This is a genomic window from Epibacterium sp. MM17-32 (genome assembly GCF_022348205.1).
Taxonomy (GTDB): Bacteria; Pseudomonadota; Alphaproteobacteria; order Rhodobacterales; family Rhodobacteraceae; genus Epibacterium.
Genome location: NZ_JAKRFC010000004.1, coordinates 53396 through 69785, shown reverse-complemented (window position 1 = coordinate 69785; position 16390 = coordinate 53396). Strand labels below are relative to the sequence as shown.

Genomic DNA, 16390 nt, shown 5'->3' with positions numbered 1-16390 from the left:
TGCGGCTCTGCGAGATCATGCGCGTGCGGCTTGCACCCTTGGAAGCGGCGGCGCTAGGATGGCGGCTCTTGCTGTGAGTGTGAGGAGGCGCGACGGATGGCCGGAGGCTGGGCAAAGGATGGTGCGGTCAGCGAACAGATCGAAGCGTCGATCTCGGATGAGCTGGCCCGGTTGAAGACGCGGCGCGCCCCTGTGGGCGAAAGCCTCCGCCATTGTGCCGATTGTGAAGAGGAGATCCCCGAGGCCCGCCGTCAGGCGATCCCGGGGGTGAAGCTCTGTATCGACTGCCAGCAGGATCGGGACGGACCCCTGCGCGCCCGGGGTGGCATCAATCGGCGTGGCAGCAAGGACAGCCAGTTGAAGTGAGGGTGTTGCGCGCCGGGGCTGACCTTTGCTGGGGGGCGCACCCCGTGAGCGCGCCTGTCCAAGCCGGTCGCGATTGGGAGGACCCTCTCGGGGCGCGACTCCGGCGGGGTCTGCGATGACCCTGCGATATTGGGGCGACAATCGGGCGACGATCGGCGGCGGTGAGGGCGTTTTAGGTGTCCGGCACACTAGCTGTCCGGCAAATCCAGCCGCATGACATGCTGCGGCCCGGCGAGACCGCCTTCGTGGATTTCGCCGGTGTCGACAAACCCCGCCCGGCGATAGCTGCGCACGGCGATCTGGTTGCGGATGTTGACGGTCAGCACCACCGCAGTGGCCGCCGGATAGAGCCGGTGCAGCATGTCGGGCAGGGCCGCCAGCGCTGCGGTTGCGATGCCGCGCCCCTGATGGCGGTGATCGATCATGAAGGCGCGCAGCCCGAGATCGCCCGCGCGGGCAAACCCGTAGGTCTCGGGGTATTTCAGGTCGATCTTGAAGAACCCAACCGGAGTCCCCGCCGCCCGGATGGCATAGAGGTTGAGCCGCTTTTCGGTCGAGGCAAACGCCATGTCGACGGTGCCGCAGTAGACGATCTGCTCCGGCGCCACTTCGATATGGCGCACCAGATGGTGATCCGAGCGGGTCAGTCGCAGAAAGTCGATGGGCGTGGGCGTCGTCATGGCGCGTTAAAGATGCATAAAAAAGGCCCGCCGTCACGATGCGGCGGGCCGAACTGTTCGAATTGTCGGCGATTTTCAGCGCATGCGCCAGGAGGTGACGCCTGCGCCGAAGGCCGTCAGTCTTCCATCGCTTCCAGCTCGTCGATGAGGCCGGAGATCATCGACAGGCCCTTGTCCCAGAATTTGGGGTCGGAGGCGTCCAGACCGAAGGGCGCCAGCAGCTCCTTGTGGTGCTTGGAGCCGCCGGCCTTGAGCATGTCGAAATACTTGTCCTCAAACCCTTCGGCGCCCTCGGCGTAGACCGAGTAGAGCGCATTCACCAAGCCGTCGCCAAAGGCATAGGCATAGACGTAGAAGGGCGAATGCACGAAATGCGGGATATAGGCCCAGAAGGTCTCGTAGCCCTCCATGAAGTCGAAGCCTTCGCCCAGGGATTCCGCCTGAACGCTCATCCACAGGGCGTTGATGTCCTCGGGTGTGAGTTCGCCCTCGGCGCGGGCGGCGTGCAGTTTGCATTCAAAGTCGTAAAAGGCGATCTGGCGCACAACCGTGTTGATCATGTCCTCGACCTTGCCGGCGAGCAGCACCTTGCGCTCTTCCTTGGTTGCGGCCTTCTCCAGCATCTTGCGGAAGGTCAGCATCTCGCCAAACACCGACGCGGTTTCCGCCAGCGTCAGCGGCGTGGAGGACAGCATCTCGCCCTGATCGGCGGCCAGCACCTGATGCACGCCGTGGCCCAGCTCATGCGCCAGGGTCATCACGTCGCGCGGCTTGCCGAGGTAGTTCAGCATCACATAGGGGTGTACATTGGTGACGGTCGGATGGGCAAAGGCACCGGGGGCCTTGCCGGGTTTTACGCCCGCGTCGATCCAGCCTTTGTCAAAGAACGGCTGTGCCAGCTCGCCCATGCGCGGATCAAAGGCCGCGTAGGCTTCCATCACCGTGGCGCGCGCCTCGTCCCAGTCGACGATGCGAGTGGTTTCCATCGGCAGGGGCGCGTTGCGGTCCCAGACCTGCATGCGGTCCAGACCGAGCCATTTGCGCTTCAGCTCGTAATAGCGGTGGCTGAGCTTGGGGTAGGCGGCCACGACCGCCTCGCGCAGGGCTTCGACCACCTCGGGTTCGACGTCGTTCGACAGGTGGCGGCCCATCTGCGGGCTGGGCATGCCGCGCCAACGGTCGATGATCTCTTTTTCCTTGGCCTGCGTGTTGTGCACGCGGGCAAAGATCTTGATGTTGTCGGCAAAGACGCGGGCGAGTTCGCGGGCTGCCGCTTCGCGCTTGGAACGGTCCTGTTCGGTCAGGAAGTTGAGCGTCGCCTCGATGCCCAGCTCCTCGCCGTCGATTTCAAACGTGAGGCCGGCAATGGTCTCGTCAAAGAGTTTCTCCCAGGCGTCGCCGACGATGCCCAAGTCATGCATGAACCGCTCCAACTCGTCCGAGAGCTGATAGGGTTTCATGGCGCGGATGCGGTCGAACACCGGCTTGTAGCGGGCGAGGTCGGCATTGGCGGCAAACAGCGCGTCCAGGGTCGCATCCTCGATCCGGTTGATCTCCAGCGTGAAGAACACCAGCGGCGTGGTGAAGACGGTGACCTTTTCCTGCAGGTCGGAGAGGAACTTGGCGCGGCCCGCATCGGTGGTCAGCTGGTAATAGCGCAGGCCCGCATAGGACATGATGCGCCCGGCGATATTGTTGATCTTCTCGTTGCGCAGCACGCAGTCGAGCAGCCCCTGGGCGTCCAGATCGGCCAGTTTGCCCTCGTAATCGGCGGCAAAGGCGGCGCATTCCTGTTGCAGCCAGTCGAGGTCGCGGCTCAGCTCGGGGGCGTCTTCCGCGGCGTAGAGATCGGTGAGATCCCACTCCGGCAGCGGTCCCAGATCACCCGATCCGGATGAGGCATTGGCGTCGTGCACAGGGAAGGGGAGTTGGAACATGGGACCTCCGTCAGATGTCTGGTCGCGCCCGGGGCCGCATTGGTCTGCGAAAGGCAGGGGCGTGCGGCGCCGGGCGCGGGATTTGGTTCTCAACGACACTTAGGTCGCCGCTCCCGCAGGCACAAGCGCAGAGCAGGGATCCAGCGGAGAAACCGCCGTGTTCACCTGTGCCGGGAGGCGGTTCAGGGCAGGATTGGGCCGGGGCCAGTTTGGGACCGGTTTGCGGCCCGGGCGGGGACATCCCGGGGACGGGGATGAGCGAGGAGCGAACAGAGGCGAAAGGTGTTTCGCTTCGGGCTGCGCCCGAAGCGACCCGCGCCGCGTGCCCATCGGGCACGCGGCGCGCGGCCCAACGCCTCGATGGGGCCGCGAGGCCACAAGAGGGGGCGGGAGGGCCCCCGTCTTAACGCGGCAGAGGAAACGGGTACTGACGTTTGATCGGGAGATCAGCGCGCGGCGCGCATATGGGCCACGATCTGGTCGAGCACCCGGGTGCGAACCGCGGGACGCTCCATCAGGATCTCGTGCTGGGCCTCCGCCACCAGCTCCAGCCGTCCGCCGGGCCAGCGCGCCATGCGCTCATGGATCGGGCCGGTCGCCACGATCTGTTCGCTGTCGCCGAGGAAGGTGAGGCAGGGCAGACCCGGCGAGGGCGCCTGCGCGAGGGCGGCGCATTCCAGCATCGCCGCGCCCAGCCACTGGACCGTCGGCCCGCCCAGCACCAGGTCCGGCTGGCGTTCCATCTGCATCTGGAGAAAGGCATACATCTGCGGATCATTGGTCAGCGTATTGCCGGCGAAGGGGGTGACCTGCACATATTGCTCGATCGTGGTGGTCGGCACCAGCCGGTGGTTGAGCCCCATGTGGCGGCCAAAACGCGTCAACGCATAGGCCAGCGGGCGCAGCGCAACGGGGATCCGGATGCCCCACATGGGCGCGGTGAAGATGCAGCTGGCCACGTCCAGCCCGTCCATCAGCGCGCGCAGCCCGATCGCCCCGCCCATCGAATGGCCAAGCAGGTGCCAGGGGCGGGGCAGATCCTGGGCCTCGGCATGGGCCAGCAGCGCCGCCATATCCTGCTGGAACTCGTCGAAATGGGCCACATGCCCCAGCCGGCGGTCCGACAGGGCCCGATCTGCCAGCCCCTGGCCACGCCAGTCCACCGCCAGCACCGCATAGCCACGCGCGGTCATGTCGGCGGCAAAGGGGCCGTATTTCTCGATATATTCGGTGCGGCCGGGGCAGAGCAGCAGGGTGCCCTCAGCGGCGCCCGCCGCCGGGCCCGCGGGCCGCCAATGGCCCGCGCGGATGCGCAGGCCATCGCCTGTGGTCAGCCAATGCGCCTGTGCCTCTGCCGGGCCCTGCGCGATATCGGCGAAATAGGGCGCGGGGGAGGCCGGGGCCATCGGCTGATCCTTCATCGCGATCGGACCCGCGATCAGGCCAGCGCCTGGGCCAGCTGCATCGCCACGCCCATGTCGCCGTCGATGGTCAGCTTGCCGCCCATGAAGGCCGCGGTCGGGTTCAACTCGCCCGAGAGGATCTCCTGAAAGGTCTCCGCATCGGCGGTCATGGTGACGTCGGCCTCTTCGTCGCCGACGCGAGCGCCGTTGGAGTCGAGCATGATGGCGCCCATGCCGGTGATTTCGAACTTGGCGGAGCTGTCGAAGCCGCCGTCCATCTTTTCGTTCAGCGTTGCTGCTGCCTGTTCCAGGGTGTCGCTCATGTCGTCTTTCCTAACTGGGGCTCTGCGCATCCTGCACAAAACTGTGAAGCTTTTGTTCCGGGTACTGGATTTTGCACCCTTTGCCGTTACCTTTCCAGTTATGGGCAGAACTTGCGCGAATCTCAAAGCTATCGTGGCGGCAATCTCGCTGGCCGTCATCCCCTCATTGCCGACCGCGATCTCGGCGCAGGAGGCGGCGGCTGTCAACCTCTCGGATCTGGGCGAGGCGGATCTGCTGACGCGGCTGCAGGAGGCGGATCCGGCGGATGCCGCGGCACTGGATCGCGAGTTGCAGGCGCTCTGGAGCCGCAGCGGATCGCCGGCGATGGATCTGCTGCTGCGCCGGGGGCGAGACGCGATGGCACGCGGCGAGTGGCGCCTGGCGATCGAACATCTGACCGCGCTGACGGATCACGCGCCGGAGTTTGCCGAGGGCTGGTCGGAACGGGCGCGGGCCTTTTTCAATGCCGAGCGGTTCGGACCGGCGGTGGCCGATCTGGAGCGCGCCTTGGCGTTGAACCCGAATGACTACAATGCGATCTTTGGCCTCGGCCAGGTGTTTGAATATTTCGGCGACCCGGACCGGGCCTATGACGCCTATCAACGCGCCAAGGCTATACATCCGCATCATGAGGAAGTAACCAAGGCGCTGGATCGCCTGTCTGCCGAGGTGGAGGGCCGCGCGCTCTGAGCCGGCCGCACCGGGCGAATCCCTGAAATGGAACCCCTGACGCCGTCGCGTGAAACGGAGCAGGGCGCGTGGAGATAGATGCAATGACCTCTGCATCCCGGGTCATGGCCGTGCTCGGCCCGACCAATACAGGCAAAACCCACTACGCGATCGAACGCATGCTTGGCTATCGGACCGGGATCATGGGGTTCCCGCTGCGCCTGCTGGCGCGCGAGGTCTATGACAAGATCGTCAAGGCACGCGGCCCGTCGGTGGTGGCGCTGGTCACCGGCGAGGAACGCATCGTGCCGCCGCGGGCGCAGTACTGGATCTGCACCGTCGAGGCGATGCCCGAGGGCATGGGCTGCGACTTTCTGGCGATCGACGAGATCCAGCTCTGTGCCGATCCGGAGCGGGGCCATGTCTTTACCGACCGGCTGCTGCGGGCGCGCGGCACCCGGGAGACGCTGTTTCTGGGCGCGGACACCATGCGCGGGTCGATTGCGGCGCTGGTGCCGGGGGTCGAATTCGTGCGCCGCGAGCGGATGTCGGATCTGGTCTATGCCGGATCGAAAAAGATCAGCCGGATGCCGCCGCGCACCGCCATTGTCGGCTTCAGCGTCGACAACGTCTATGCCATTGCCGAGCTGATCCGCCGCCAGAAGGGCGGCGCGGCGGTGGTGATGGGGGCGCTCAGCCCGCGCACCCGCAACGCCCAGGTGGCGCTTTATCAGAATGGCGAGGTGGATTATCTGGTGGCCACCGATGCGATCGGCATGGGGCTGAACCTCGATATCGACCATGTGGCGTTTTCCTCGACCTCGAAATTCGACGGGCGCCGGATGCGCGAGCTGGCACCGAACGAGCTGGCACAGATCGCCGGCCGCGCGGGCCGGGGCATGAGCCACGGCAGCTTTGGCGTCACCGGTGATGCCCGGCCGCTGGACGAGGGCGTCGCGCAGGCGATCATGGATCACCGGTTCACGCCGCTGAAAAAGCTGAACTGGCGCTCGGCGGATCTGCGGTTCGGCTCGATCGACGCGCTGATCCGGTCGCTCGAATCAAGCCCGGACCACGAGGTGCTGATGAAGGCGCGCGAGGCCGATGACCTGATGGCGCTGCGCAGCCTGGCGCAGGATGCGACAATCCGCGACAGGGCCGCGGATGCGCCCTCGGTGCGGCTGTTGTGGGATGTGTGCCGTATTCCCGACTTTCGCGGCATCAGCCATGCGGAGCATTCTTCTTTGCTCAGCGGGATTTTCGGCTATCTTCACGACGGGGGTGTGGTGCCGGATGATTGGTTCGCGCGGCAGATTCGCCGGATTGACCGTACGGAAGGCGATATTGACACATTGTCGAAACGCTTGGCGTTTATCCGCACATGGACCTATGTGGCGCAGCGAAACGGTTGGCTGCGTGACGAAAGTCATTGGCGGGAGGAAACCCGCACTGTAGAAGACAGGTTGTCCGACGCCCTGCATATGCGTCTGACGCAACGATTTGTGGACCGGCGCACATCTGTTTTGATGCGCCGGCTCAAACAGAAGGAGGCCCTTTTGGCCGAAGTAAATGACCAGGGTGAAGTGACCGTCGAAGGCGAATTCGTCGGTAAACTCGAAGGGTTCCGGTTCTCGCCGGACAAGACCGCGCAGGGCGCAGAGGCCAAGGCGCTGAAGTCGGCGTCCTTGCAGGCACTGGCGCCGCAGTATCACCTGCGCGCGGATCGCTTCTACAACGCACCCGATACCGAAATTGATTTCACCGATCAGGGCGGCCTGATGTGGGGCGAGCATGCGGTCGGCAAACTGGTAGCCGGTGCGGATGCGCTGTCCCCGCAGATCGAGGTTTTTGTCGATGATGCGGCCGGGGCGGATGTGGCCCAGAAGGTCGAGCGCCGCCTGCAGCATTTCATCTCGCGCAAGATCCAGGCTCTGTTTGAGCCGCTGATCAACCTGCAAAAGGACGAGGCGCTGACCGGGCTGGCCCGGGGCTTTGCCTTCCGCATGGTAGAGGCGCTGGGCGTGCTGCCGCGCGCCGGTGTGGCGCAGGAAGTGAAGGATCTGGACCAGGATGCCCGTGGCGCCTTGCGCAAGCATGGCATCCGTTTTGGCCAGTTCACCATCTTCATGCCGCTGCTGCTGAAGCCCGCGCCGACCCGTCTGCGCCTGCTGTTGTGGTCGCTGGCCAACGGGTTGCAGGAATTCCCCGAAGCGCCGCCGCCGGGTCTGGTGACGGTGCCGTCGATGCCGGAAGCGCCCGAAGGCTATGACACCATGGCCGGGTATCGCGCCGCAGGCCAGCGGATGATCCGCATCGACATGCTGGAGCGTCTGGCGGATCTGCTGCGCGCCGAAGACAGCCGCGGCGGCTTTGAGGCCAAGCCCGACATGCTGTCGATCACCGGCATGACACTGGAGCAATTCGCCGACCTGATGCAGGGGCTCGGCTATCGCGCCGAAAAAGGCGAGCGCACCAAGGTCAAGCCCGTCGACAGCGTGGTGACCGATGGCGCAACGCCAGCGGCGGATCAGCCGGTGATGGATGCAGCGGCAGAGGCCGAGGCGACACCGGCAGCAGCCCCCGCTGAGGAAGCGACGCCCGACACCCCCGCCGATGTCCCCGAAGGCACCGACGCGATTGCCGACGAAGGGGTTGCCCCCGTCGCCGCGGAGCCGTCCGACGAGGCCGTGGCAGAGCCGATCGCCGCCACCTCCGAGGCGGAAACGCCGGTGGGTGCGGCCGTGGATGCGGCTGTCGAGGAACCCGAGATCGAGGTGTTCTTTACCTTTACCTGGGGGCGCACCCCGCGTCAGGGCGGCAATCAACGCGGCCAGCGCCGTGGCGAAGGCCGGGGTCCCAAGGCCGAGGGGGCAGGACGTGGCAAGCCGCGCACAGGTGGCAAGCCGCAGGGCAAACCCGGTGGCAAGAAGGGCGGTCGTCCGGATCGCGGTGGTGACAAGGGCGGCAAGACCTATTCCGCACGCCCACCGAAGAAGGAAAAGCAGATCGACCCCGACAACCCCTTTGCAGCGGCGCTGATGGGGCTGAAACAGGACGACTGATGGCGGCATGATGGATCGCGCGGACAAGCTCCGGATCGACAAATGGCTGTGGCATGCGCGGTTCTTCAAGACCCGCTCGCTGGCGGCCAAGCAGGTCGGGGCGGGGCATGTCCGCGTGAATGGCGCCAAGATCGCAAAACCGGCGCAGACCGTCTCTGTCGGGGACGTTCTGACCTTTTCCCAGGGGCATCAGGTGCGTGTCGTGCGCATCACCGGGCTGTCTGATCGGCGCGGCCCCGCCACCGAGGCGCAGACGCTGTACTTTGATATGACGGAGAAGCAGGACAAACCGCCTGCCAATCCGAAATACGAAGGAAAAGGTCGTCCGGATAAGAAAGAGCGCAGGGCGCTTGGTCTTACTCGCATGTGGGAGGGCCATTGACGGCTTGAAGCGCGGGCTCTTGTGGAATAGCTAAACCCAAGACACTGGAACGGGACCCAAGCCAAGATGACCTACGTCGTTACGGACAATTGTATTGCCTGCAAGTACACCGATTGCGTCGAGGTATGCCCGGTTGACTGTTTCTACGAGGGTGAGAACACATTGGTGATCCACCCCGATGAATGCATCGACTGTGGCGTATGCGAACCAGAATGCCCCGCCGACGCGATCCGTCCGGACACCGAACCGGATATGGACAAATGGGTGGAGTTCAACCGGAAATATGCCGAGCTGTGGCCGGTCATCGTCTCCAAGAAAGACCCGATGCCGGGTCACGAGGAGCGGGATGGCGAGGAAGGCAAGCTGGAGAAATACTTCTCCGAAGCCCCCGGCGAGGGCGGCTGACCCCGCCGTGTTCCACGGCAGAATCGCGCCGGACGGCGTGAAACATGGATGCATGGCCGATATTCACGTGCCCTTCCGCTTTCGGAGGGCGCGTTTTTGTGCTATATTCAACGGATGTAATGAAATACGTAGATTGCCGCCTGCCGTGACGGCCGCGTGATTCGCGGCTTTCTTGGTGGGCTTTCTGCGCCAATCCTGTATCCGGCGGACATGACGCATGTTCCGTGCGGGTGGTTTTTGGCGTGGCCAAGTCGGCATGGTTGCCGTGTCATCGCGAGGAAAGACCTGTATGACCAAATCGAAGAAGCTCGAGTTCCGCCCCAACGACTATGTTGTCTATCCGGCCCATGGTGTCGGACAGATCATCTCGATCGAGGAGCAGGAAGTAGCCGGCCACAAGCTGGAGCTATTCGTGATCACCTTTGAAAAAGACAAGATGACCCTGCGGGTGCCGACCCACAAGGCGCTGGATATCGGCATGCGCTCGCTGTCCTCGCCGGATGTGATCGACCAGGCGATGAAGACGCTGAAGGGCAAGGCCAAGGTCAAGCGCGCGATGTGGTCGCGCCGCGCCCAGGAATACGAGCAGAAGATCAATTCCGGCGACCTGATCTCCATCGCCGAAGTGGTGCGCGACCTGCACCGCACCGACGATCAGCGCGAGCAGAGCTATTCCGAACGTCAGCTTTATGAAGCCGCGCTGGAGCGCCTGACCCGCGAAGTGGCGGCGGTGTCCGGTGGGGACGAAATCTCTGCGGCCAAGCAGGTCGACGAGGTGCTGACCTCCCGCGCGGCCTGAGACGCGCCGAGAGTTCAAATGCAAAGGGCCGTCCCCTGTGGACGGTCTTTTTGTGTTTGGGGGTGATGGTCCCTATCGCTGATGGTCCCTGCCGCTAGAGCAGGGCCAGCAGGGTCAGCCCGGCGGCGATTTCGCTGATCTGCTGGGTGGCGCCAAGGATGTCGCCGGTCTGACCGCCGATCTTGGCCCGCGCAAGCGCGCGCATCCCGGCGACCACCGGGATCAACACCAGTGCAGCAAGGAGCATCGGCGCGCCGAGGCTCAGCAGGCCAAGCAGGAGCGCCAGCGCACCCCCCAGCAGCACCGCCCCCCAGGTGGGGCGTCCGACCGATTGCGAAAGACCGCTGCCGCGGGCGTTGGGCAGGCTTGCCATCAGCACCGGCATGGTCGCACGGCTCAGCACCGCCAGGGCCACCGGCGCCCAGATCATCCCCGCCGCCAAAAGCGCGCTGAGCGTGAGCCAGCGCAGCCCGAGGCTCAGCACCAGCACCAGCACACCATAGGTGCCGATCTGGCTGTCCTTCATGATCTCCAGCCGCCGGCTGCGGTCGAACCCGCCCCAGAGACCATCAGCGCTGTCGGCCAGCCCGTCTTCATGCATGGCGCCGGTCACCAAGATCTGCACCGCAAGGGCCAGCCCCGCGGCCACGGCCGGGGGCCAGACCGCCAGCGCCGCCATCGCCATCACACTCGCCAGCCCGCCGACCACCAGCCCGGCCAGCGGAAAGGCCCAGACCGCCCGGGACTGGCGCGCAAAGCTGTCCTTGGGCAAGTGGGGCAGGGGCAGGCGGGTCAGCAGCACGAGGGCCAGCACCGCGTCGATCCGCTTGATGTCGCTTTTTTGCATGTCAGTGCCTCTGGCAGGTCTTCTCGGCGCGGGATGCGCAGAGTAAACAGATCAGACACCGCTTTACCCGTGCGGTGCCCTCCGACGCAACGAGGCTTTTTATGCTGCCAGAACTGAACTCACTCGCCACTTTCCGGTCGCACCTGACCGAGGCTCCCGCCCCCGATGCCGCGGCGCGCGCCGGTTGCGAGGCCCGCAACGGCCAGTTGACCAAGCCGCCTGGCGCATTGGGGCAGCTGGAGGAGGTGGCGATCTGGTATGGCAGCTGGCGCGGCACCGACCGGCCGCAGATCACCGCGCCGCAGGTGATCGTCTTTGCCGGCAATCACGGGGTTACGGCTCGGGGTGTGTCTGCCTTCCCGTCCGAGGTCACCGTGCAGATGGTGGCGAATTTCAAGGCCGGGGGCGCCGCGATCAACCAGCTGGCGCGGCTTGCGGGGGCGCGCATGGATGTGCATGCGCTGGATCTCGACCACCCGACCGGTGATTTCACCTCCGGTCCGGCGATGAGCGAGGCAGAGCTGCTGGCGGCGTTGCAGACCGGGTGGAACGCGGTCGATCCGCAGGCGGATCTGCTGGTGGTGGGCGAGATGGGTATCGGCAATACCACCTCGGCGGCGGCGATGTGTCATGCGCTGTACGGAGGTGCCCCGGGCGATTGGACCGGGCGCGGCACCGGCGTCGATGACGCGGGTCTCGAACTTAAGACGCAAGTGGTCGCCGAAGGCGTGGCGCTGCACCCTGTCACGGACGGGCTGGAGGTGCTCGGCCGGCTTGGCGGGCGCGAGGTCGCGGCCATGGCCGGTGCGATCGCGGCCGCCCGGGTGCTGCGCATTCCGGTGATCCTCGACGGGTTTATCTGCTGCGCCGCGGCGGCCTGTCTGGCACAGATCGCGGATGGCGCGCTCGATCATGCCATCGCCGGTCATCAGAGCGCCGAAAGCGCTCATGCCAGCCTGCTGGACCGGTTGGGCAAGGCGCCGCTCCTGTCGCTGGGGCTACGGCTGGGCGAGGGCTCCGGCGCGGCGCTGGCGATACAGGTGCTGAAGGGCGCGGTTGCCTGCCACAGCGGCATGGCCACCTTTGCCGAGGCCGGTGTCGCCGACGGTTGAGACCGGCCCCGGCCGGGACCGGGGCAGGGAGACACCAAGGCCGCAGGGTCAGGCCGATTTCTTGACGTGGTCTTCGGCCAGCGACAACAGCGCGGTTTCCAGATCCTTTTCCAGCTCGCGCGCCCGTTTGATATAGGCGGGGTTCTCGCTGGCGGGCGTGCCGGGGATCCAATGCGCGGCCAGTTCCCGCACGGTGTGGCGGTCATGGGCGTAGAAGGTCTGCTCCGCCTGCGCCGCCTCGTAGTCGCTGAGGCCGATGTTCTCCAGCACATAGCGCCCGGCCCGGAGCGAGCTGTCGAACATCTCGCGCACGATGTCATCCGCGCCCGCCTTGTAGAGTTCGAAGGCGTGATTGCGGTCATAGGCGCGGGCGACGATATGCACCTCGGGGAACTGGCGCTTGGCATAGGCCACCAGTTTGGTGGCGTTCTCCTGATCGTCCAGCGCCACCACCAGGACCTTGGCCTTGGCGATGCCGGCGGCCTTCAGAAGCTCGGGCCGGGTGGGATCGCCGAGGAAGCTCTTGACCCCGAAGCGGCGCATCAGCTGCACCGCCTTCATGTCGCTGTCCAGCAGCACGGTCTTGAACCCGCTGGCGTTGACCAGGCGATGCACGATCTGACCAAAGCGGCCGATCCCGGCGATGATGACGGTGCCTTCCTCGTCGATCTCGTCCGGGGTGTGCTCCACATGGGTCTCCGCCATCCGTTTGGACAGGATCTCGTAGAGAATGAACAGCAGCGGGGTGATCAGCATCGACAGCGCGATCACCAAGAGCAGTTTCTCCGACAGATCCGGCGTGATGACGTTGAGTTGCAGCGAGAAGGCCAGCAGCACAAAGCCGAATTCACCAGCCTGGGCCAGACCCAGGGTGAACAGCCAGTGATTGCGCCCCTTGAGGCCAAAGGCCTTGCCGACGAAATAGAGCACCGTGCCCTTGGCCAGGATCACCAGCAGCGCCAGGCCGATGACATCGCTGGGTTCGGCCAGGAACAGCCGGTAGTTGATTCCCGCGCCGACGGTGATGAAGAACAGCCCCAGCAACAGCCCTTTGAAGGGTTCAAGGTCGCTTTCCAGCTCGTGGCGGAATTCGCTGTTGGCCAGAACCACCCCGGCGAGGAAGGCGCCAAGCGCGGGCGAAAGCCCCACCAGCGTCATCAGAAAGGAGATCCCCACCACGATCAGCAGCGCCAGCGCCGTGTACATCTCGCGCAGGTTGGAGGCATGGATGAAGCGGAACACCGGTCGGCTGAGGTAGACCCCGGCCAGGATCACAAAGGCGATGGCCCCGATGGTCATCAGGGTCACGGCCCAGCCCGGCAGACCTTCGACTAGGGAGAGCGAGTGATGACCCGCCCCATGCGCTGCGTCCTCGCCGACCTGGATCGAGCCGTCATGAGACAGGCTTGCCGGGGCGTGGGAGGCCAGCAGCGGCAGCAACGCCAGGATCGGGATCACCGCGATGTCCTGGGTCAGCAGAACCGAAAAGGTCGCACGCCCGCCGCCGGTTCCGGTGAGCCCCTTTTCCGTCAGGGTTTGCAGTACGATCGCGGTGGAGGACAGCGACAGCGCCAGTCCGACAGCCAGTCCCACCTGCCAGCCGTGGCCAAACCCGATGGCGGCGGCGGCGAGCAGCGCGGTGGAGGCCAGGATCTGCAATCCGCCGAGCCCGATCAGATGGTGTCGCATCGCCCAGAGCGCACGCGGTTCCAGTTCCAGACCGATCAGAAACAGCATCATGACGACGCCGAACTCTGCAAAATGCTGCAACTCGGCGGTTTCGGACCCGACCAGCCCAAAGACCGGTCCGATCAGGATGCCGGCGGCGAGATAGCCGAGCACCGACCCCAGACCAAGGCGGGCCGCGATCGGCACTGCAATCACCGCGGCGGCGAGATAAATCGAAGCTTGAGAAAGAAAACTGTCCATGGGGTGATATTGCCAGCAAATGATGACCTGGCAAAGACATAGGGGAGTTGTTTGTCGATTCCGATGACCGGTGTGGAAAAATCTGCCGCGTGGCGCAGCTGCTGCGCGCAAGGGGTTGGCTGGGCGAGGGGGGGGGCTGGGCGAGGGGGGCAAGGGCGCGGCTGGGCGATTGCCGCCCCGCCCGGGATCGCCCGCAGGACCGCCATGCCCCTCTCGGAACCGTTTGGCCGGAACCGTGCGCAGGCCGGCCTATGAGCTGTGGTGCAGGTCCGGCGGGTGTCAGCCCGATCAGCGGGATCAAGGATGTGGCGCGTGTGACACGAGATTGGCCTTGCCAGACGTCTGTGTCCGAGCGTTGGTGGGCGTGCGGGACCGCCTCCGCCGGTATGGTCGGGCGATCTGTGTCTTCGCCAGCCTGCCGCAGCCTTGAGCGCACCCGCAGCCCCGTATGTTTACGCGCCTTTTGCCAGTGCTTAGCTTCGGTCGTCGACAATGTCCTCGGGCTGCTGCCGTCGGAGCAGCAGCACGGAGATTGGTGCGTCGCGGCAGCGCATGAGGCGACAGGCCGCGACAGGGTTTGTGGCGGCGAGGGCCTGCCTCTAGGTTTCGAGGGAGCGGATTTCCTCGCCCAGCTTTGCGATATGTTCCAGACGTTCCGAGATACGCTCCTGGAAGGCGCCGAGCTGGTCGATGATGTCGGCCAGGGTTTCGCCGGAGGAGGGCAGCCGGGCGCTTTCGATCTTGCACAGGACCCGGGTCGAGCTGAGGCCGAGGAAATGCCGGTGCATCACCTGGCAGGCGTTGATGATTCGCACCGCTTCGATGTCCACCTCGGCCATGCCTTTGCTGGCATAGCCGGATTGTTGCTCCACCAGGCGCGCCAGTTTGTCCCGTTCGCCTTCCATCTCGACCTCGCCGAGGCTGCGGCGTTCTTCCTGAAGCTGGCTGTCACATTCCATCAGGATGCGGGTCATGCCGGCGATGAACAGGCTGGAGTTGACCGAGTGTTTCACCGTCGCGAAATTGGTGTTCTCGCCCATCACGTTGCGCTCGAACCAATCGGACATCTCGCGCGACATGGCGCCATAGTTCTGCGACAGCACGGTGACCGGCCCGCCGGAGGGTTCGATCCGTGACGCGATGACCCGCAGATTGTGCGGGATGGTGTGCATGGCCTCGAAGTCCTTGACCAGGCCGTGGGTTTCATCCAGCAGTTTCTCGGCATTGCGCAGCATGGTCCGCAACTCGGAGATCTGCGGATCGGGTTTGCGCCCGAGCCCCTCGTCCCGGGAAATCAGCTCCTCGGCCAGCGCGTGGGAGGCGAAATGCTGGTAATCGTCAAACCCCTTGTCATGCACCCAGTCGATCAGCATCTGGGCGCTTTCCTCGGGGGAGAGCCCGCCTTCGGTCTCTGCCTTGACCATCTTGGCATAGAGCGCCTGGATCTCATTGAACAGCTTGCTGCTGGGTTTGATCCGGGCGGAGAGGTAGCCGTCTTCGCAGGGCACGACGGTGGCGTAGACCCAGTAATGCAGCCCGTCCTTGGACTTGTTCTTCACATAGGCGCCGATGGTCTTGCCGCTTTTGAGCGTGTCCCAGAACAGGTAGAACAGACCACGCGGCGTGTCCGGGTGGCGGATCAGCTTGTGCGGGGCGCCAATAATTTCGTCCCAGGAGTAATGCGCCACCCGTCGGAAGACGTAGTTACAGGCCGAAATGACGCCCCGGTCGTCGGTCCGGGAGAAAAAGACCTCATTCAGTTCGAATGGTGCTGCGCCGCTGCTGGGGCGGGTTTCAATACGACGGTCGACAAATGTCACGGGTGCGATTCCATCTGATGGTCAGTTTCATCCCACCCTAAGAGCGTAGTGGTTCACGCATCATTAAACGGGGAGCGGACTGTCACCTTTTAACTGTGCCATCACGATCTGGCTGTGTACGCGCCCGACCGCAGGGTGGGGCAGGATGATCTCATGCAACAATGTGTTCAATTCCTGAAGATCGTGACAATAGACCCGCAGCAGGTAATCCGCCTCGCCGGTCATGGTCCAGGCGGAGGTGATCTCTGGCCGGCCGGCGACCAGGCGGGCAAAACTTGCCGCATTGTCCGGGCCGTGGCTGTGCAGATGCACCTGCACGAAACATTGCACCGCCAGACCCAGTTTGCCCGGATCGAGCCGTGCCACATAGCTCTGGATGATTCCGTCACTCTCCAGCCGCTGGCGCCGCCGGCCGGCCTGGCTGGGCGACAGGTTCAGCGCCTCTCCCAGTTCCTGTGCGGTGGCCTGGGCGTCCTTTTGCAGATGTGCGAGCAATTTAATGTCGATGGGGTCGAGCATGCGGGGTTTCCTTGTTTTACTCCGATATAGTGCGGAAAACGCGCGAACAAAGAAAGGGCGACCTGAGAGATTGCGCAAAATATGCGCCTGAGATGCGGTATTCTTTGTCAAACGCAACCCGCAACGCAGGAGATAC

At 64.7% G+C, this 16390-nt stretch carries 15 protein-coding genes; 7 read left to right on the top strand and 8 right to left on the bottom strand.

Annotation, left to right across the window (positions count from 1 at the left end):
* Positions 1-96: 96 nt before the first annotated feature.
* Entirely contained in the window at positions 97-366 is a 270-nt protein-coding gene (locus MHM88_RS08245; protein WP_239362794.1) for a DksA/TraR family C4-type zinc finger protein, read from the top strand.
* A 188-nt stretch (positions 367-554) separates the two neighbouring features.
* Here MHM88_RS08245 and MHM88_RS08240 read toward each other — a convergent pair whose 3' ends face one another.
* From MHM88_RS08240 to MHM88_RS08225, 4 genes are all read right to left on the bottom strand, one after another.
* Positions 555-1046 (bottom strand): GNAT family N-acetyltransferase, encoded by a 492-nt coding sequence (locus MHM88_RS08240; protein WP_239362792.1) that lies wholly within the window; start codon positions 1044-1046, stop codon positions 555-557.
* Between the two features lie 116 nt (positions 1047-1162).
* Positions 1163-2983, bottom strand: a complete 1821-nt coding sequence (locus MHM88_RS08235) for a M3 family oligoendopeptidase (protein ID WP_239362790.1) — start codon at positions 2981-2983, stop codon at positions 1163-1165.
* A 446-nt stretch (positions 2984-3429) separates the two neighbouring features.
* Positions 3430-4389 carry an alpha/beta hydrolase gene (locus MHM88_RS08230; RefSeq protein ID WP_239362788.1) on the bottom strand — a complete coding sequence of 320 codons (960 nt, stop codon included), beginning with the start codon at positions 4387-4389 and terminating at the stop codon, positions 3430-3432.
* 32 nt (positions 4390-4421) lie between these two features.
* The gene (locus tag MHM88_RS08225; protein ID WP_239323066.1) at positions 4422-4709 is read right to left on the bottom strand and encodes an SCP2 sterol-binding domain-containing protein; all 288 of its coding nucleotides are present in this window, start codon (positions 4707-4709) and stop codon (positions 4422-4424) included.
* Between the two features lie 100 nt (positions 4710-4809).
* Between MHM88_RS08225 and MHM88_RS08220 the strand changes: the two genes are divergently transcribed.
* From MHM88_RS08220 to MHM88_RS08200, 5 genes are all read left to right on the top strand, one after another.
* On the top strand, positions 4810-5400 hold the full coding sequence (locus MHM88_RS08220) for a tetratricopeptide repeat protein (RefSeq protein WP_239363634.1): 591 nt from the start codon (positions 4810-4812) through the stop codon (positions 5398-5400).
* Between the two features lie 83 nt (positions 5401-5483).
* Positions 5484-8441, top strand: coding sequence for a helicase-related protein (locus MHM88_RS08215; RefSeq protein WP_239362785.1), 2958 nt, complete (start codon positions 5484-5486; stop codon positions 8439-8441).
* A 7-nt stretch (positions 8442-8448) separates the two neighbouring features.
* Positions 8449-8823 (top strand): RNA-binding S4 domain-containing protein, encoded by a 375-nt coding sequence (locus tag MHM88_RS08210; RefSeq protein ID WP_239362783.1) that lies wholly within the window; start codon positions 8449-8451, stop codon positions 8821-8823.
* Between the two features lie 66 nt (positions 8824-8889).
* Positions 8890-9228 carry a ferredoxin FdxA gene (fdxA, locus tag MHM88_RS08205; protein WP_239323069.1) on the top strand — a complete coding sequence of 113 codons (339 nt, stop codon included), beginning with the start codon at positions 8890-8892 and terminating at the stop codon, positions 9226-9228.
* Between the two features lie 289 nt (positions 9229-9517).
* Positions 9518-10027, top strand: a complete 510-nt coding sequence (locus MHM88_RS08200) for a CarD family transcriptional regulator (protein WP_239323070.1) — start codon at positions 9518-9520, stop codon at positions 10025-10027.
* A 94-nt stretch (positions 10028-10121) separates the two neighbouring features.
* On the opposite strand, the gene cobS is transcribed toward MHM88_RS08200, so the two are convergent.
* Positions 10122-10874, bottom strand: coding sequence for an adenosylcobinamide-GDP ribazoletransferase (gene cobS / locus MHM88_RS08195; RefSeq protein WP_239362781.1), 753 nt, complete (start codon positions 10872-10874; stop codon positions 10122-10124).
* A gap of 101 nt (positions 10875-10975) precedes the next feature.
* Here cobS and cobT point away from each other — a divergent pair, with 101 nt between their 5' ends.
* Positions 10976-11986, top strand: a complete 1011-nt coding sequence (cobT, locus tag MHM88_RS08190; protein ID WP_239362778.1) for a nicotinate-nucleotide--dimethylbenzimidazole phosphoribosyltransferase — start codon at positions 10976-10978, stop codon at positions 11984-11986.
* Positions 11987-12034: 48 nt separating this feature from the next.
* On the opposite strand, the gene MHM88_RS08185 is transcribed toward cobT, so the two are convergent.
* The 3 genes from MHM88_RS08185 to MHM88_RS08175 form a co-directional block, all read right to left on the bottom strand.
* Positions 12035-13915 carry a monovalent cation:proton antiporter-2 (CPA2) family protein gene (locus MHM88_RS08185; protein ID WP_239362775.1) on the bottom strand — a complete coding sequence of 627 codons (1881 nt, stop codon included), beginning with the start codon at positions 13913-13915 and terminating at the stop codon, positions 12035-12037.
* A gap of 599 nt (positions 13916-14514) precedes the next feature.
* Positions 14515-15735, bottom strand: coding sequence for a PAS domain-containing protein (locus tag MHM88_RS08180; protein WP_239362762.1), 1221 nt, complete (start codon positions 15733-15735; stop codon positions 14515-14517).
* 63 nt (positions 15736-15798) lie between these two features.
* On the bottom strand, positions 15799-16254 hold the full coding sequence (locus tag MHM88_RS08175; RefSeq protein WP_239323075.1) for an Lrp/AsnC family transcriptional regulator: 456 nt from the start codon (positions 16252-16254) through the stop codon (positions 15799-15801).
* Positions 16255-16390 lie beyond the last annotated feature (136 nt).

Excerpts from the sequence above, each read along its gene's own strand:
- cobS (WP_239362781.1), bottom strand. The coding sequence starts at position 10,874 with ATGCAAAAAAGCGACATCAAGCGGATCGACGCGGTGCTGGCCCTCGTG.
- MHM88_RS08225 (WP_239323066.1), bottom strand. The coding sequence starts at position 4,709 with ATGAGCGACACCCTGGAACAGGCAGCAGCAACGCTGAACGAAAAGATG.
- MHM88_RS08240 (WP_239362792.1), bottom strand. The coding sequence starts at position 1,046 with ATGACGACGCCCACGCCCATCGACTTTCTGCGACTGACCCGCTCGGAT.
- fdxA (WP_239323069.1), top strand. The coding sequence starts at position 8,890 with ATGACCTACGTCGTTACGGACAATTGTATTGCCTGCAAGTACACCGAT.
- MHM88_RS08235 (WP_239362790.1), bottom strand. The coding sequence starts at position 2,983 with ATGTTCCAACTCCCCTTCCCTGTGCACGACGCCAATGCCTCATCCGGA.
- MHM88_RS08215 (WP_239362785.1), top strand. The coding sequence starts at position 5,484 with ATGACCTCTGCATCCCGGGTCATGGCCGTGCTCGGCCCGACCAATACA.
- MHM88_RS08210 (WP_239362783.1), top strand. The coding sequence starts at position 8,449 with ATGATGGATCGCGCGGACAAGCTCCGGATCGACAAATGGCTGTGGCAT.
- MHM88_RS08230 (WP_239362788.1), bottom strand. The coding sequence starts at position 4,389 with ATGGCCCCGGCCTCCCCCGCGCCCTATTTCGCCGATATCGCGCAGGGC.
- MHM88_RS08220 (WP_239363634.1), top strand. The coding sequence starts at position 4,810 with ATGGGCAGAACTTGCGCGAATCTCAAAGCTATCGTGGCGGCAATCTCG.
- cobT (WP_239362778.1), top strand. The coding sequence starts at position 10,976 with ATGCTGCCAGAACTGAACTCACTCGCCACTTTCCGGTCGCACCTGACC.
- MHM88_RS08245 (WP_239362794.1), top strand. The coding sequence starts at position 97 with ATGGCCGGAGGCTGGGCAAAGGATGGTGCGGTCAGCGAACAGATCGAA.
- MHM88_RS08200 (WP_239323070.1), top strand. The coding sequence starts at position 9,518 with ATGACCAAATCGAAGAAGCTCGAGTTCCGCCCCAACGACTATGTTGTC.
- MHM88_RS08185 (WP_239362775.1), bottom strand. The coding sequence starts at position 13,915 with ATGGACAGTTTTCTTTCTCAAGCTTCGATTTATCTCGCCGCCGCGGTG.
- MHM88_RS08175 (WP_239323075.1), bottom strand. The coding sequence starts at position 16,254 with ATGCTCGACCCCATCGACATTAAATTGCTCGCACATCTGCAAAAGGAC.